The sequence below is a fragment of the Pseudomonas sp. NPDC087342 genome, from assembly GCF_044744265.1.
GTDB lineage: Bacteria > Pseudomonadota > Gammaproteobacteria > Pseudomonadales > Pseudomonadaceae > Aquipseudomonas > Aquipseudomonas nunensis.
This window is the reverse complement of the sequence record NZ_JBIUXZ010000001.1, coordinates 545,357-562,407: the sequence shown is the minus strand read 5'-3', so window position 1 is coordinate 562,407 and position 17,051 is coordinate 545,357. Positions and strand designations below refer to the sequence as shown.

Sequence of the window (17,051 nt, the reverse complement as noted above, 5' to 3'; positions counted from 1 at the left end):
TGAGGTTGCGGCTTCTTAAATCCTGCTGAAGATCCCTTGTGGGAGCGAGCAAGCCCGCTCCCACAGGGGGGATTGCGGTGCTCGCCGGTTTAGTGGGCAAACAACGAATTGCCCTTCTGCCCTGCCAGTTTCTCCGGTTTGATCAGGAACCGCGCCAGCGCTGGCAGCAGCCACAGTGCGCCGAACATGTTCCAGAGCAGCATGAAGGTCAGCATCAGGCCCATGTCGGCCTGAAACTTGATCGCCGAGAAGATCCAGGTGCACACGCCGATGGCCAGACACAGACCGGTGAACAGCACGGCTTTACCGGTGGACTTCAGTGTCTGGTAGTACGCCTCTTGCAACGGCAGGCCGGCACGCAGGAAGCTTTCGAGGCGGCTGTAGATGTAGATGCCGTAGTCCACGCCAATCCCCACACCCAGCGCCACCACCGGCAGGGTCGCGACTTTCACGCCGATGCCCATGAAGGCCATCAATGCGTTGCCGAGTACCGAGGTCAGCACCAGCGGCAACACGATGCACAAGGTCGCCGCCCAGGAACGGAAGGTGATCATGCACATGGTCGCGACGCAGATGTACACCAGGATCAGGATCGTCAGCTCCGATTCCTTGATCACTTCGTTGGTTGCCGCTTCGATCCCGGCGTTACCCGCAGCGAGGATGAATTCCAGGCCGTCCTTGTTGTTGTCCTTGGCGAAGTCCTGCACCGCATGCACCGCACGGTCGAGGGTCGCAGCCTTGTGGTCGTTGAGGAACACCAACACCGGTGCCAGGGAACAGCTGTTGTTGTACAGGCCATCAGCCCGTGCGATGGAGTTGTTCAGCACGTCCGGATTGCGCGACAGGGTTTCCCATTTCAGGTTGCCCTCGTTCATGCCCTTGATCATCTGCTTGGACACGGTCACCAGCGAGATCGCCGACTGCACGCCCTCGGTGTTCTGCATCTTCCACATCAACTCGTCGATCGGCGCCATGGCTTCATAGCGCGAGCAACCTTCGGACTTGGTCTTGACCATCACCACCAACACATCGGAACTGGTGGAGTAGTTGCTGATGATGAAGTTGTTGTCCTTGTTGTAGCGCGAGTCCGGACGCAGCTCTGGAGCCCCTTGATCGAGGTCGCCGATTTTCAGGTTCTGGCTGTACCAGAGGCCGCCGCCGAAAGCGATCAGAGCCAGGGCAATCGATACAGGAGCGACTTTCGGGCTGGCGAAGTTCGACAACAGGCGCCAAAACGGGTGTTCGCGGTGAGCGTCTTTCTTGCTGCGTTCCACCGCACGTTTGCTGATGCCGACGTAGGAGATCGCGACCGGCAACAGGATCAGGTTGGTGAACACGATCACCGCCACGCCGATGGACGCGCCGATGGCCAGTTCACGAATCACGCCGATGTCGATGATCAGCAGCGTAATGAAGCCCACCGCATCCGCAAGAATCGCGATCATCCCCGGCAAGAACAATTGGCGGAACGTACGCCGTGCAGCAGTCAGGGCGTTGTCGGCCTCGCTGGACTGCAAGGCGATCCCGTTGATTTTCTGCACGCCGTGGGAAATACCGATGGCGAAGATCAGGAACGGCACCAGCATCGAATACGGATCGAGCCCGAAGCCGAAGAAGTGCATCAAGCCGAGTTGCCACACCACCGCCACCAGCGTCGTACTCAACACCGCCACGGTGCTGCGCATGCAGTTGGTGAACCAGTACAGCAGGATCAGGGTGATGACGAAGGCGACGCCGAAGAACATCACCACCATGACCAGACCATCGATCAGGTCGCCGACTTTCTTGGCGAAACCGACGATGTGGATCTGCACGTTAGGGTTCTGTTTTTCAAACTTGTCGCGGATCTTGTCTTCCAGCTCGTGGGAGAACTTGCGGTAGTCCAGAGCCAGCAACTTGCCCTGGTCTTGCGGGTCCGGATAGGACTCTAGCAACGGAATGTCGACGATGCTCGACTTGAAGTCGTTGGACACCAGGCGCCCGACTTGGCCGGACTTGAGCACGTTGTTGCGCAGCAGGTCGAGGCTTTGCTGGGAGCCGTTATAGCTCTGCGGGATCACCTCGCCACCGGCGAAGCCCTCCTCCGTGACCTCGGTCCAGCGCACGCTCGGGCTCCACAACGACTTGAGGCCGGAACGGTCGACACCGGAGATGTAGAACACTTCGTCGTTGATCTGGCGCAGGGTCTCCATGTATTCCTTGGAGAAGATATCGCCGTCCGTGGCTTCCACGGAAATCCGCACGGTGTTGCCGAGGTTCGCCAGATCGTTGCGGTGCTCCATCATCTTTTGGATGAACGGATGCTCGAGCGGGATCATTTTTTCGAAGCTGGTGGACGGCCGGATCAGCGTCGCTTGCCAGAACAGGAAGATACTCACCAGCAGGCAGATAACGATCACTGCCGGGCGGTTGTTGAAAATCAGGCGCTCAAGAAACGTCGCCTTGTCTTGGTGGTGACTGGTCAATGATGTCATAGCTTCGCCCTTCTTATTATTTGCCCGGTTCACTTGCCAAGCTCAGCGCCGGTTGGCGAAGTGGCGCGAACGCCGCCCTGTCCTGCCAGAATCAGATTGCCGTTACCTGCTGCGGTGACCGCCGACACGGAAATCCGGTCCGGGCGGTTGAACACGGTGAAGGTTTCGCCGTTGTCGCTGCTGCTGACCACCGAGCCACCGTTACCGACGATGACGATGGAGCCATCCTCCAGCAGCGTAGCGCCGGACAGCCCGAACTCCAGTGTGCCGCGTGCGGCCTGGAGTTGAACTTGCTCCCAGGTGCTGCCGAAATCGGTGGAGCGGTAGAGGTTGCCGCGCAGCCCGTAGGCCAGCAGGGTGTTGGCCTGTGCTGTGCCGATCACGCCGAACAGCGAGCCTTCGTACGGGCCTTCGAGTTTTTCCCAGGTCTGGCCCCAATCGGCGGAGCGGAACATGCTGCCCTGCTCCCCGACGATGAACAGCCCGGCATCCTTCACGGCCGCAATGGCGTTGAGGTGGAACTGGTCTTCGTTGTCGAGGCGGTCGCTGGCATCTTCCCAGTTCTTGCCGCCGTCAGTGGTTTCCATCAACGCGCCATAGGCGCCCACGGCAAAGCCGCTGTTGACGTCCTTGAACCAGACGTCGAGCAGCGGCGATTCGCGTTTCAGGTCTTCGAATTGTTTGGTCCAGGTGACGCCGCCGTCTTCGCTGGCGAGGATTTGCGCGTCATGCCCGACGGCCCAGCCGTGTTTGTCATCGACAAAAAACACCGCCGTCAGCAGTTGGCGGGTTGGCACCTTGGCCTGGGTCCAGGTCGAGCCCTGGTCATCGGAATACAGAATGTGCCCACGATCCCCGACCGCCACCAGGCGCTTGCCGGCGTGGACGACGTCGAGCATCAGGCTTTTGGCAGCCTTGGCGGATTCAACGGAATAGACCGCATCGGCGGACGGCGCGTCGGCGGCCAGTACCGGTGCCGACCACATGGCACAGCCCAACAGCGAGAGCGCTGTAGCCAGCAACGCGATTTTGCGTAGTGCCGGCGGGCGGCAGATACCCACACCCATGACAGGCTCACTCATAGACCTTCCCCCATTATTATTGTTAGGTCGTTCAACCTTTCAGGGCGCCGTAAGGGTGCTCTTGGTGATTGGTTGGTTGGAGCATAGTCCTGAAACCTGCAATCTAGAGCCCCTTCGGAAGCTGGCTTATCCTATCGGGCTTTGGAAAGGTCTGACAATCGACGCCACGTTATGTTTTGTTAACCTGGGGTGTTTGGGGGAGCCGGTGAATGATGGGGTATTAGGTGGGGTGATTTGGGTTTTGGGGTTTTGTGTGAATATCCGTTGCTGCGGTGATGGCTGATTTGGGGGTTGGGGGTTTGTGTGAATATCCGTTGCTGCGGTGAGGGCTGATTATGGTTTCGCTCTTACAGCGACTCACTTTTCCAGACGCCGAAAAGTAAGCAAAAGGCTTCGCCCCGGCGTACGGCACCTCGCTTCGCTCGGTGTACCCTCGCTACGGTGTCCATCAGGGGGCATCGCCTACGGTCTGCTTCGCGACGACCTCCTCTCGATGTGTGCGGCTTCGCCGCACGGCGCTACGCGCCTAACCCCCTGATGAACACCTACGCTCGGCCTGCCGAATGGGCGAGAGATCAAGGTCAAGATCAACATCAAAATCAACGTCCACAGCCACAGCCACAGCCACAGCCACAGCCACAGCCACAGAAGATCTGGGGTTTGGGCCCGAATCAAAAGATCGTAGCCTTCGGCAACTCGGGCATCAGTACGTCAGAAAGAGATGAATCGTCCATCAGGCCGCCTTCGCGGGCAAGCCTCGCTCCTACAGGGAGGGGCTCACACCGCCCGCCGCCCACCACTCAACAGGCCGAGCGTTAGCTCGCCTGCAGCTTTTGATCTTGCTCTGCCCGCCCCTTCGGGAGGCTGAGTGGAGGTGTTCATCTGGGGGTTAGGCGCGTAGCGCCGTGCGGCGAAGCCGCACACATCGAGAGGAGGTCGAAGCGAAGCCGACCGTAGGCGATGCCCCCAGATGAATACCAGAACGAAGGAACGCCGAGCCTAAGCGAGGGGCCGGACGCCGGGGCGAGACCTTTTGGTTCCTTTTGGGGCGTTTGCCAAAAGGGACTCGCCGTAAGGGCGAAACCCTAAGCCGCCGTTACCGCAGAAACGGATATGTACACCAACACCCCCCACCGCCAGTAAGAGCGCCTTCGCGGGCAAGCCTCGCTCCTACAGGGGGCCGAAAGCCCCCCGAAAGAACCAAGCCAAACTCAGGCCAGGCTTTTGCTGACCACCTCAAACACATCACTCGAAAGTTGACCCGAACCACGAATCCGCTCCAACTCCCCTTTCATCAACGCCTGACGCGCATCGTCATACTTACGCCAGCGAGTCAAAGGCGCCAACTGCCGAGAAGCGATCTGCGGATTAAACCCATTCAGCTCAATCACCAAATCCGCCAGGAACCGATACCCGGAACCATCAGCCGCATGGAAGTTAATCAAATTCTGCCCGGCAAACGCCCCCACCAGCGCCCGAACCTTGTTCGGGTTCTTCATATTGAACGCCGGATGCTCCATCAACGCCTTCACCCGCGCCAAACCACCCGGCAACGTGCTGCCCGCCTGAACACTGAACCACTGATCCATAACCAGCGGATTATCCTTGAAGTGCTCGGCAAAACTGGCCAACGCCTTGGCCTTCTCATCTTCGAACGACGAATTGACCAACACCGCCAACGCCGTCAAACGCTCGGTCATGTTATCGCTGGTCTCGAACTGCTCCAGCGTCGCCGCCAACACTTCCGGCTTGCCGCTCAGCATCAAGTAAGACAGCGCGATGTTCTGCAACGCACGACGCGCAAAATGCTCAGCCTCGGCCACGTACGGAGTTTTCTTCGACAGATCGCGGTTAGCCTGATAACGCAGCCACAGCGCTTCGAACAAGTTATCCGCCAACTGCTTGCGCACAAACTCACGAGCGATGTGGATGGCATCGACGTCAGCCACTTCGCTGATTTCAGTCAGATACGCTTCACCCGGCAGCGAAAGCATTTCCGCCACCATCGCCTGATCCAGCGTCTCGTCGGACAGCACGGTGCGCAACGCCGAAATCAGTCGCTGATCGAGCACCAGCGTCTCGCCCTTCTGCTGCTGGGCGATCAGTTCTTGCAGCACCTGCACCGACAGTTGCTGACCGGCATCCCAGCGGTTGAAGCCGTCGCTGTCGTGCTGCATCAGGAACATCAGTTGGTCGCGGTTGTACGGGAAGCTCAGTTTCACCGGCGCCGAGAAGCCACGCAGCAGCGAAGGCAATGGCTGTTCAGCGATGTCCACGAAGGTGAAGGTCTGCTCGGCTTCAGTCACCGAGATGACCCGCGAAGTGCCTTGCGCCGACGCTTCGCCAGACAGACGCAGCGCTATCGCCGCGCCTTTGGAATCCAGCAGGCCCAACTCCACAGGGATCACGAACGGCAGTTTTTCAACTTTGTCCGGGGTCGCCGGGCAGCTCTGGCGGAAGGTCAGGCTGTAGGTTTTGGCCGCAGCGTCGTAGGACTCGCTGACTGCCAAACGCGGTGTGCCAGCCTGGCTGTACCAGCGTTTGAACTGGGTGAGGTCGACTCCGTTGGCGTCTTCCATGGCCTTGATGAAATCGTCGCAGGTCACGGCCTGGCCGTCGTGGCGATCGAAGTACAGGTCGCTGCCTTTACGGAAACCTTCGGCGCCGAGCAAGGTGTGGATCATGCCGACCACTTCCGAGCCCTTTTCGTACACGGTCAGGGTGTAGAAGTTGGAAATCTCGATAAAGCTGTCCGGGCGCACGGCGTGGGCCATTGGGCCGGCGTCTTCGGCGAACTGGTGGGTGCGCAGGTAAGCGACATCCTGGATGCGCTTCACGGTGGCCGAGTTCATGTCGGCGGAGAAGCCGGAATCGCGGAACACGGTGAAGCCTTCCTTCAGCGACAACTGGAACCAGTCGCGGCAGGTCACGCGGTTGCCCGACCAGTTGTGGAAGTATTCGTGGGCGACGATCGCCTCGACCCGCTGGTGCGCGGCGTCGGTGGCGGTTTCGGCACGGGCCAGCACGGCGCTGGAGTTGAAGATGTTGAGGCCCTTGTTCTCCATGGCGCCCATGTTGAAGTCGTTGACCGCAACGATCATGAAGATGTCCAGGTCGTACTCGCGACCGTAAACCTCTTCGTCCCAGCGCATCGACTTCTTCAGGCTGTTCATGGCGTGCTGGCACTTGTCGATGTTTTCCGGCTCGACGTAGATACGCAGCGCCACGGAACGCTCGGTCATGGTGGTGAAGGTGTCTTCGACACACCACAAGTCACCGGCCACCAGCGCGAACAGGTAGGCCGGTTTCATGAACGGGTCTTCCCAGGTCGCCCAGTGCCGGCCGTCTTCGCCAGGGCCCGAGGCAATCGGGTTGCCGTTGGACAGCAGCACCGGATAGCTGTGCTGCTCGGCGACCACGGTGGTGGTGAACTTGCTCATCACGTCCGGGCGGTCGAGGTAATAGGTGATCTTGCGGAAGCCTTCGGCCTCGCACTGGGTGCAGAACATGCCGCTGGACTTGTACAGACCTTCCAGCGCGGTGTTGGTTTCCGGGTGGATACGCACGGTGGTGTCGACCGTGAAGCGTTCACTCTGCGGATGCAACGTCAGGTGGTTTTCGGTCAGCAGGTAGTCGTCGGCGCTCAGCTCGCGGTCGGCCAGGTTCACCGTCAACAACTCAAGTTGCTGACCATCCAGCACCAGTGGCGGCAGGCCCGGGCCACGTTCAGGATTGCGGCGCATCACCAGTTGCGCATGGACCAGGCTGTGGTCCTCGAACAACTCGAAGGTCAGGTGCGTCTCGTCGATCAGGTACTCAGGCGCCTGATAGTCCTTCAGGTAGATCATCTTCGGTTGTTCGGTGCGCATGCTGGAGTCCTTACTGATGCACGGCGAGCTGATAGGCCGTGTATTTACGAATATTGATCACGCCGGTGTCGAAGATCAGGTACTGGCCCTTGATCCCCAGCAGCGTGCCTTCGGCAATCGGGTTCTTGTCCAGGTTGAAGCTGACGATCTTGGCCGGGTATTGCTCGATCGGATAGCGGATTTCGAGGACGTCTACATCGGCAATAGTCTGGATTGCCTGTAGGCCGAATCGTTCCTGCAAACCTTGCAAACCTTCGGCGCAGCTATCAAATAGCTGATCGCGAACCTCGGCCAGGTCCACCGATACTGCGTCGCCCTTGAGTAAAGCACGCCAATTGGTCTTGTCAGCCACCTGGCTGCGGAACAGGTCTTCGACGAAGCCCGACTGCTGGCGGGTCGCGACGCGCATGATCGGCAACGCCTGGCGTGCGCCCTGGTCGATCCAGCGGGTCGGCAGCTGGGTGGCGCGGGTAATCCCGACTTTCACCCCCGACGAGTTGGACAGGTAGACGATGTGATCGGTCATGCAGAATTTCTGGCCCCACTCCGGCTCACGGCACGTACCGGCGTCGAAATGGCAACGCTCCGGGCTCATGATGCAGATGTCGCACTGGGCCAGTTTAGTCATGCACGGGTAGCAGTAACCCTGGCTGAAACTGGTTTTGGTCTTGCGTCCGCAATGGGAACAGAAAATCGCCCCCAGGTATTCCAGGCGCACGGTCGTGCCGATCAATGGATTGACCGGCACCTCGGTGTCGCCCAGACGAAAAGCGTACTGCACGTCCGGCCCGTCCAGGCGCGCCGACATTTTGCTGATTGCACCGCGGCCAATCTCGATCAATGGATGGCATCCGACTTGAACAGGATGTTCGGCACGCTGATCGACTTGGAGCTGCACTCCTGCGGGCCCATGTAACCGGTCCGCTGTTCTTCGGGCAGGTTCTGGATTTCCCAGGCGATCATCGCTTGCAACGACAGTTCGCGTTGTTCGGCGGTGAGTTTGCCACCGTCGGACCATTTGCCGATTTCCACCGCCAGTTTCAGGCTCTGGTAGATATCGGGGGTGATGTTTTTGATCATTTCGTTAAAAGAGGACATCAGGGTCTCCGTGCTCTTTATTCAGTAACTGTTTTAGACGGCCAGTTTACGGCGGTTGTACAAACCACCCAACAAACCGGTGAAGCATCCGATGAGCAACCCGCCGACGTGGGCCGCGTTGGCAATTTCGCCGAAGCCGATCATCGAGACCAGCCCGGACAGGCACAGCACCAGCCAGACCAGCATCATCACCAGCACGCCGCGCGGCAGGCGATAGGCCGGGTTCGGCGACAGCAGCTGGAAGATCCAGCAATGCCCGAGCAAACCGTAGAGCACGCCGGACAACCCGCCAAACAGGGTCGCGCCGCTGAACCAATACTGGGCGTAGTTCGAAACCAGGCTGAACAGCAAGGTCAGGCCGATCAGGTTGATGCTGCCTTGGCGCGCCTCGATGCGCCGCCCCAGTTCCCAGTACCACATGCCGTTCATGGCCAGGTGCAGGAAGCCGAAGTGGATCAGCATCGGCGTCACCAGACGCCACCACTGCCCCGCTGCCAGACCTTCATCCAGCGGCGTGAACTCGATGTAGTCGCCGATCACGCGGAAATCGAGGAAGGTGAACCAGTGCATGGTGGTGAGGTTTTCACCCAGCACTGTCACGGCGCCGACGATCAGGCACAGCAGCAGAATGCCGGCGGTCGCCTTGCTGTGGCGCAACTGTTCGACGAAACCCGGACGCCGTGGGGCCTGCGCCACCGGGATATCCAGTTGTTGATCGGGATCACCGGCCGGGAAGCGTTCATACAACGAGCGCACGTCCTCACTGATGTTGTCCGGCACCCACAACACTTGCTCGCCCGCCTCTTCGCTGACCCGATGAGGCACTTGCATGCGTTGCAGCAGTTTGACGAAACCACTCAAATCCACCGCCAACGGCAGACGCAATACCGCCACAACACTCATTGCAAGGCCTCCGGCCGTTCGACGTCGACCCAGACAAATTTATGCGGGTCGAGACGGGTTTCCTGGTCCAGGCGATAAGCCACCAATTTGCCGTACAGCACCGCGCTGTAATCCAGGCACGCGAGATTCGGCCGGATCGGCGCCGGTTTGCCGCTGCGCCAGTAGTGGCCGACGAACAGCAAAGGCTCGTCGACGCCGTAGCGCAGCAAGGTGTTTTTCTCGGTGGACGACAGCGGCGTACGCGCCACCGGCTCCGGCAAGGCGTCGGGCTGGAACACGATGTCTCCGTAGGTTTGCGGGTCGTCTTCCCAGAATTTGGTGCGGAAGAACGAACGCGTCAGGCCATCGCCGCTGGTCATGGTCTGGCCATCAGGCAGGCGCATGTCGGTGCCGCGCAGCAGGCGATCGAACACGGTGCAGGCGAAACTGCCCGGCACGGCGGAGGCCTGGAGGAAGTGTTCATCGACACAACCGTCGGGGAACAGCGCGCGCAACGGTTCGATCAGGCCCGAATCCCAACAAGCATGCACCACGCGGAAACGTCCGGCATCGACGAACAGCGGCAGTTCATAGAACCACTGCTGGAAGTCATGCCAGTCGGCGGGATGATCTTCGAATTGAGTCAGGGTTTCGCCGAGCAGCCGGGCATGCCGTGGCGTGTGCTCGCGCACGAACTGCTTGCCGCTGCCCGGTGGCGCCGGGGTGCTCCAGCCGAGGGCGTTGAATTCATGGTTGCCCATGATGCACAGCGCCTGGCCGGCCTCGACCATGTCGTGGACGATGTGCAGCGCTTCGCGAATACGCGGGCCGCGGTCGATGATGTCACCGACGAACACCGCCATGCGCGACGGATGCCGCCAGACACCACCCTGCTTGTGGTAACCGAGCCGGTCGAGCAAGTGCTCAAGGGTCAGAGCGCAACCGTGCACGTCACCGATCAGGTCGTAGCTACGCGCGGGATCGAGCATCAGTCGCCTCCACCACCCAACCGACTGCCCCAGCCGAGCTTGGTCCGGCACACTTCGTAGTAGTTGTGGTCGAGAGGGTGAATCAGCCGCAACTTCTGGGCTTTTTTGCTGATGGTGATGGTGTCACCCGGCGCGCAGGTGAAATGGTTCTGCCCATCACAGGAGACTTGCGGGTAGATCTGCATATCCTTGGACACGACGATTTTCAGCTCACTGTTGCCATCGACCACAATTGGCCGGCCTGACAAGGTATGGGGGTACATCGGCACAATCACAATAGCGTCGAGCTTGGGATGCATGATCGGCCCGCCGGCGGACAGCGCATACGCGGTCGAACCGGTCGGCGTGGCGACGATCAGGCCGTCGGCCTTCTGGCTGCAGACGAACTGGCCGTCGATGTACAGCTCGAATTCGATCATGCGCGTGGATTTGCCGGGGTGCAGCACCACGTCATTCAGCGCATCGCCCTGGCCGATGGCCTCGGCATGGCGGCGGACTTCGGCCTGCAACAGGAAGCGGTTTTCCACCAGATAGTGGCCGTCGAGCACTTCGGCGACTTTGACTTCCAGCTCATCGGGGCGGATATCGGTGAGGAAACCCAGGCTGCCACGGTTGATCCCGAGCACCGGGATATTGTGTCGGGCCAGCGCGCGTGCGGCGCCGAGCAGGCTGCCGTCACCGCCGACCACAATCACCATGTCACACACTTCGCCGAGCATCTTGCGCGACGAGGTTTGCAGGCCGTGCCCCGGCAGGACTTCGGCGATGGTGTCTTCGAGGATCACGTGCAGGTGACGATCGAGCAGAAACCGTTTCAGTCGGCGGACGGTATCCAGCACCTGCGAACTGCCCAGGCGACCGATGATGCCGATATTACGAAATTGCTCCATGGGGCTCCTGCGAGGTTCTGCGTCGGGCTAAAGCGACGATTATGGGCGAAAGCGCGGGATAGACAAAATCCTTTAAGCCATGACTTAAGAGGCTATGCTCGCAGAATGATCTTATTCCCGGATTTGCTCCAGCTACCCCACCAGTTACGCCACCCGGAAGTGCGCGACCTGGCGTGGGTCATCCTTGCGCCGCCGATGCTCGGCGAACCGCCGTGGCCGCAGCGTCATCCGCTGGCCGGCAGCGACTGGGTGCAGGCACCGGAAGGTCTGGAACGCTGGTTGCGGGAACTGGATCGCGACAGTTATGACTTGCTGCACTGGCTGGCGCAGTCGCGCACCCGACGCCTGGGCCTGTATTACGAACGCCTGTGGCAATACGCCGTGCGGCATGCGCCGGGCATCGAGTTGATTGCCGCCAACCTGCCAATCCGCCGCGAAGGTCATACCCTTGGCGAGCTGGACATGCTGCTACGGGATCGCGACGGCGTGCATCACTTGGAACTGGCGATCAAGCTCTACCTCGGGCCGCAAAACGGCGATGGGCATGACACGGCGACGTGGTTGGGACCGGGTTGCCACGATCGACTGGACCGCAAACTGGCGCATTTGAGCCAGCATCAGCTGCCGATTTCCGCCCGCCCTGAAAGCCGCGAAGCGCTGGCGGCGCTGGATATCCAGCAGTTCAGCGCGCATTTATGGCTCGGCGGTTATCTGTTGTACCCGTGGCCGGGGCAATCCGCCTCGCCGAACGGCGCGCATCCGCAGCATTTGCGCGGCAGCTGGTTGCATCAGAAAGACTGGGCGGACTTTGTCGTGCAGCGGCCATTCGGGCGCTGGCAACCCCTGCCCCGGCATGCCTGGTTGGCGCCGGCGCACTATCCGGTGGAGCAGACCTGGAACACTGAACAGTTGGATGCCTGGCTCAATGAGCTAGACCCGTTGGCCCCGGCGCAGTTGATGGTGCGGTTGACCGAAAATGCCAATGGCGAATGGGAAGAAGCCGAGCGATTGTTTCTGGTGGCGGATCTTTGGCCGAATGTGCCGGGTAGTGGTTGAGATTTTGTGGTGTCTGGGCGGGCCTCTTCGCGGGCAAGCCTCGCTCCTACATTTGGAACGCGCTCCCCTGTAGGAGCGAGGCTTGCCCGCGAATGGCCCGACGCGGTCTAAACGGACAACCGCACAGCCAACGCCGCCAACGTCACCAACAACACCGGCACCGTCAGCACAATCCCGACCTTGAAGTAATACCCCCAGCCAATCTTGATGCTCTTGCGCTCCAGCACATGCAGCCACAGCAACGTCGCCAGACTGCCAATCGGAGTGATTTTCGGCCCCAGGTCACTGCCGATGACGTTGGCGTAGATCATCGCTTCCTTGACCACGCCCGTGGCCTGGCTCGCATCAATCGAGAGCAGACCGATCAGCACCGTCGGCAAGTTGTTCATGATCGACGACAGCAGCGCCGTCAGCACACCCGTGCCCATCGCCGCGCCCCAGACGCCGTAACCGGCAAAGCCGTTGAGCCACCCGGCGAGGTAGTCGGTGAGCCCGGCATTGCGCAGGCCGTAGACCACTAGATACATGCCCAGAGAGAAAATCACGATCTGCCACGGTGCTTCTTTCATCACCTTGCGTGTGGAAATCTTGTGGCCGCGCGCGGCGATGCCCAGTAGCAGCGCCGCGCACACCGCGGAAATCGCGCTGATCGGAATGCCCAGCGGTTCCAGGGCAAAGCAACCGACCAGCAGGATCACCAACACGACCCAACCGGCATAAAACGTGGCTTTATCGTGGATCGCCGTGGCCGGGTCGTCCAGTTGTCCGGGGTCGTAGGCCTTGGGAATGTCCTTGCGGAAGAACCACATCAACATGCCCAACGTCGCGGCGACGCTGACGAAGTTGACCGGGATCATTACCGCCGCATAGCGGTTGAAACCGATGTGGAAGAAGTCAGCGGAGACGATGTTCACCAGGTTCGACACCACCAGCGGCAGGCTCGCGGTGTCGGCGATGAACCCGGCGCCCATCACGAAGGCCAGGGTCGCGGCGGGCGAAAAGCGCAGGGCCAGCAGCATGGAAATCACGATCGGCGTAAGGATCAGCGCCGCGCCGTCATTCGCAAACAGCGCCGACACCAGCGCCCCGAGCAACACCATAAAGGCAAACAGCTTGCGCCCGCTGCCCTTGCCCCAACGCGCCACGTGCAACGCCGCCCAGGCAAAGAACCCCGCCTCGTCCAGCAACAGACTGATGATGATCAGTGCGACAAAGGTGCCGGTGGCGTTCCAGATAATCTGCCACACCAGCGGGATATCGCTCAGGTGCACCACCCCGAACAGCAGCGCCAACACCGCGCCAAACACCGCGCTCCAGCCAACGCCGAGGCCTTTGGGTTGCCAGATCACCAGGGTAATGGTCAGCAGGAAAATCAACGACGCAATGAGCATGCACAGCAGCCTTGAAAGACAATCGGGTGGGGGGACATGCAACAGAGTGGAGGGTCGGGGCGATAATTCCGTGGTGCCCGAAAAAATTCCGGCCACAGCTCTACCCCTTGTAGGAGCGAAGCTTGCTCGCGAAGGCGGAGTGTCAGTTGCTATTTATTTGACTGACACTCCGCCTTCGCGAGCAAGCTTCGCTCCTACAGGGGGCTATCGTTGAGTCCGCAGACTACAACCTGATGACATGCCCCTCGACCGGCGCCACCTGCCCATGAAACAGCCGCGATATTACACGTTGCGCCGCCTCGTAGCCTTCACTCTCGACCACTTCAAGCAACGGCGTGGAAGTCGCAGTGACCAACCCGTAAAACCGCTGCAACCCTTCACCAATATGCTGGCTGACCTGCGAACCGGACGTTGTGCGGCAACCGTTGTTCAATCATGAAGTGCTGGCGATCGAACACCGGTTCAACGAACCCAAGCATCATCGGCGGCTGTTCCAGGAACTGTCGCAAAAATGGCGTGAGGCGTTTGCTGCGTGTGGGATGGGCGGCAGTATTGCGTGGTTGCGCAACCGGTGGCGGCGCATATGGCGGCTTGGTTGGCGGAAATTGAATCGATGATCTGCGCGAGATTACTGAGCCCCACCTAACCCCCTGTAGGAGCGAAGCTTGCTCGCGAAGGCTGCGGAACATTCAACATTGATGTTGGCTGGTACACCGCTTTCGCGAGCAAGCTTTGCTCCTACAGGTATTGATCAGAGCTTTTTGTGTTGTTCGACCCACTGCCCGTACGCATTGATGAAGCTCTGCAAGAACGGCTTCACCGATTCATTCAACTTGCCCGCCTCGTCGAACGCTGTACCGGCGCCACCCAGATACGCTTCTGGTTGCTGCATGCACGGCACATTGAGAAACACCATGGACTGGCGCAAGTGATGGTTGGCCCCGAAACCACCGATAGCACCCGGCGAAACACTGATCACGCCGCCCGGTTTGCCGCTCCAGGCACTCTTGCCATAAGGACGCGAACCCACGTCAATCGCATTCTTCAACGGCGCCGGCACCGAACGGTTGTATTCCGGGGTCACGAACAGCACTGCGTCGGATGAGCTCACTTGTTGGCGGAAAGTGCTGTAGGCTGCCGGCGGTGAAGCGCCATCGATGTCTTCGTTGTAGAGTGGCAAGTCGCCAATTTCGACGATGTTCAACTTCAGATTGGCAGGCGCCAGATCAGCCAGGGCCAATGCGACCTTGCGGTTGATCGATTCTTTTCTCAAGCTGCCGACCACAACGGCGATCGTATAGACGTTGCTCATGGAAGATTCTCGACTGTCCGATGGGAAGAGCCTGTAGTTATAGATGACGTTTCGATCAGCGGGCGAGCGAAAATCGCCACCGCTGACTATTTTTTTCTTGTAGGAAAACTTACTTCGCCCAAGCACGGTCTACAGAACCGCAAATTGAGTGATTTATCTCCAGAGGTTCTAAGCAGATGGCAGCAGTACTCGTCGGTCAGTTCCATGCAAGAGACGCGGAAGGCCGCGTTTATTCCGTGCATGAGTTCCAGGAATCCAACCCGTCGGCAGACGGTGTCGAAGGCACGGAGCCTGTCACCACTTACAAACTGGCCATTGGCGATCGCATGAAAAAGCTCGATGACAATCGGTTCCAGTTGATCCAGTCGGATATCACCCTGACTCGCGAACCGGACACTTACATCGGTACCCTGCCGGAAACCACCGTCGCCTCATAACCCCGTGTTATGAGCAGAAGTCATATGCGCGCACTTGAGTTAGGATTCAGCCACTGACTCCCTCACCTGCTGAACATGGACTTCACGCATGCGTTTACGTCATATCGAAGTGATCCAGGCGCTCTTGCAGACCGGTCACCTGGGCACCGCCGCCGAATGGCTGCAGTTGCCGGTGGCCGAAGTCGAAGGGATTTTGCGCGACGCCGAGGGTCAGTTGGGCTTCATGCTGTTTTCCAGCGTGCGCGGCCGCTTGCAGGCCACGCGCGAGGCGCGGGAGTTGCAGGTCGAAATCGCCCACGTTTATGAAGCCCTCGAGCCGGTCCAGCGGTTGGCCAACAGTCTCAAGCAATACCTCGCGCCACCGCTTCGCGTCATCGGCACCCCGCCGTTGGCCCAACAGTTATTGCCCCACAGCATCGCGGCCCTGCGCCGACGTTTTCCCGATGCGCCGTGTACCCTCCTCAGCCAACCTACTCGCGAGATCGTCCGCAGCCTGTTGCTGCGCGAAAGCGATCTGGGCCTGAGCTTGCACGACCCCGACCACGCTGATATCGATTGCCAGGTTATTGCCCAGGGCAAGCTCCAATTGCTGGCGCCCCACGGCTGGCTGCAACCGAAGCAGAAGTATGTGTCGGTGCAGGATTTGGCCGGCCAATCGATGGTCGGCCTCGACGGTCATGATCCATTGAGCCCGGCGCTGGAAACCAAGTTGCAGGCGCTACGCCCGGCTCTGGTGATCCAGACCCGCGTGCAGACCCATCAGATGATGCGCAGCATGGTCGAGGCCGGTGAAGGCCTGGCCATCGTCGACCCCTTCACCGCCCTCGGCGCCAAGGCGTCCGGGCTGGATGCTTGCCCGCTGGCCCCGGCAGTGCCGATCAGCCTCTACGCCCTGACCTTGAAGAACGCAGAGCCATCACCGGCCGTTCAGGCGTTGCTGGCGATCATCACGGAACAAGCCGTGGCGATGCTGGCGAGCTGACCGGGTTTTCCAGCGGGTTATCGAACAATCGGTACCAGAACAACGCCACTTCGGCGGTGTTCGGGTCGATGCCGCGATAGCGCAGATGATCGATCCCGCCAATCACATAACCACAACGCTCGTAGAGCCGACAGGCACCGAGGTTGTTGTTCTGGGTTTCGAGCATGATGCCCGGCAGTTTCTTCTTGCGACTCCAGAACTGCGCCACATCCAGCAGTGACTTGGCCACGCCATGCCGCCGGGCCGGCGCATGCACCGCCAACTCGTCGATATGCGCAAAGCCGTTCCAGTTGGTGCTGATCACCAGATGGCCGACTGGCTCGTCATCCAGATAAGCCATGAAAATCGCGCTGTCGGCGGCATCGCGGAAACTGCTGAACTCTTCCGGATCGATGCCGTAGCACTTTCGATAAGGGGTGATCGGCGTCACCGGCCACTGCGCCACCGGTTTGCCAATTTGCGCAGCACCGTAGGCGGCGACTTCAAAACTGAAATCGCTGCCCCAGATGTATGCGGCAAAACCATCGTCGGCAACCCGCACCGACAGCCCTGGGTATTTCGGATTCATGACCGGTTGCATACTGGGAAA

At 60.0% G+C, this 17,051-nt stretch carries 14 protein-coding genes; 3 read left to right on the top strand and 11 right to left on the bottom strand.

Annotated elements, in window-relative coordinates:
• Positions 1-89 precede the first annotated feature (89 nt).
• The 8 genes from ACIOYV_RS02695 to ACIOYV_RS02660 form a co-directional block, all read right to left on the bottom strand.
• Positions 90-2,474, bottom strand: coding sequence for an RND family transporter (locus ACIOYV_RS02695; protein WP_163909771.1), 2,385 nt, complete (start codon positions 2,472-2,474; stop codon positions 90-92).
• Positions 2,475-2,503: 29 nt separating this feature from the next.
• On the bottom strand, positions 2,504-3,556 hold the full coding sequence (locus ACIOYV_RS02690) for a WD40/YVTN/BNR-like repeat-containing protein (protein ID WP_401320621.1): 1,053 nt from the start codon (positions 3,554-3,556) through the stop codon (positions 2,504-2,506).
• A gap of 1,211 nt (positions 3,557-4,767) precedes the next feature.
• Positions 4,768-7,425, bottom strand: a complete 2,658-nt coding sequence (pepN, locus tag ACIOYV_RS02685) for an aminopeptidase N (protein WP_401320620.1) — start codon at positions 7,423-7,425, stop codon at positions 4,768-4,770.
• A 10-nt stretch (positions 7,426-7,435) separates the two neighbouring features.
• The gene (locus ACIOYV_RS02680) at positions 7,436-8,266 is read right to left on the bottom strand and encodes a DUF2797 domain-containing protein (protein WP_265045131.1); all 831 of its coding nucleotides are present in this window, start codon (positions 8,264-8,266) and stop codon (positions 7,436-7,438) included.
• Positions 8,263-8,523 (bottom strand): YeaC family protein, encoded by a 261-nt coding sequence (locus tag ACIOYV_RS02675; protein WP_054047564.1) that lies wholly within the window; start codon positions 8,521-8,523, stop codon positions 8,263-8,265. The genes ACIOYV_RS02680 and ACIOYV_RS02675 overlap by 4 nt, the downstream gene beginning before the upstream one ends.
• Positions 8,524-8,556: 33 nt before the next feature.
• On the bottom strand, positions 8,557-9,426 hold the full coding sequence (locus ACIOYV_RS02670; protein WP_401320616.1) for a rhomboid family intramembrane serine protease: 870 nt from the start codon (positions 9,424-9,426) through the stop codon (positions 8,557-8,559).
• Positions 9,423-10,397, bottom strand: a complete 975-nt coding sequence (locus tag ACIOYV_RS02665; protein ID WP_177332710.1) for a metallophosphoesterase — start codon at positions 10,395-10,397, stop codon at positions 9,423-9,425. The genes ACIOYV_RS02670 and ACIOYV_RS02665 overlap by 4 nt, the downstream gene beginning before the upstream one ends.
• A complete protein-coding gene (locus tag ACIOYV_RS02660; RefSeq protein ID WP_010459816.1) occupies positions 10,394-11,284 on the bottom strand; it encodes an NAD(+) kinase in 891 nt (296 codons plus the stop codon). The genes ACIOYV_RS02665 and ACIOYV_RS02660 overlap by 4 nt, the downstream gene beginning before the upstream one ends.
• Before the next feature lie 105 nt (positions 11,285-11,389).
• On the opposite strand from ACIOYV_RS02660, the gene ACIOYV_RS02655 reads away from it, so the two are divergent.
• Entirely contained in the window at positions 11,390-12,340 is a 951-nt protein-coding gene (locus tag ACIOYV_RS02655; protein WP_401320614.1) for a DUF1853 family protein, read from the top strand.
• A gap of 107 nt (positions 12,341-12,447) precedes the next feature.
• On the opposite strand, the gene ACIOYV_RS02650 is transcribed toward ACIOYV_RS02655, so the two are convergent.
• A complete protein-coding gene (locus tag ACIOYV_RS02650; RefSeq protein ID WP_054047553.1) occupies positions 12,448-13,731 on the bottom strand; it encodes an arsenic transporter in 1,284 nt (427 codons plus the stop codon).
• A 751-nt stretch (positions 13,732-14,482) separates the two neighbouring features.
• The gene (locus ACIOYV_RS02645) at positions 14,483-15,043 is read right to left on the bottom strand and encodes an NADPH-dependent FMN reductase (protein ID WP_213938218.1); all 561 of its coding nucleotides are present in this window, start codon (positions 15,041-15,043) and stop codon (positions 14,483-14,485) included.
• Between the two features lie 176 nt (positions 15,044-15,219).
• On the opposite strand from ACIOYV_RS02645, the gene ACIOYV_RS02640 reads away from it, so the two are divergent.
• Positions 15,220-15,480: a hypothetical protein gene (locus tag ACIOYV_RS02640; protein ID WP_054047549.1), complete on the top strand. Its 261-nt coding sequence runs from the start codon at positions 15,220-15,222 to the stop codon at positions 15,478-15,480.
• Positions 15,481-15,568: 88 nt separating this feature from the next.
• On the top strand, positions 15,569-16,462 hold the full coding sequence (locus ACIOYV_RS02635) for a LysR substrate-binding domain-containing protein (protein WP_265045120.1): 894 nt from the start codon (positions 15,569-15,571) through the stop codon (positions 16,460-16,462).
• Here ACIOYV_RS02635 and ACIOYV_RS02630 read toward each other — a convergent pair.
• Positions 16,428-17,042 carry a GNAT family N-acetyltransferase gene (locus tag ACIOYV_RS02630; protein WP_163909762.1) on the bottom strand — a complete coding sequence of 205 codons (615 nt, stop codon included), beginning with the start codon at positions 17,040-17,042 and terminating at the stop codon, positions 16,428-16,430. The two genes, ACIOYV_RS02635 and ACIOYV_RS02630, sit on opposite strands and share 35 nt — an antisense overlap.
• Positions 17,043-17,051: the final 9 nt, after the last annotated feature.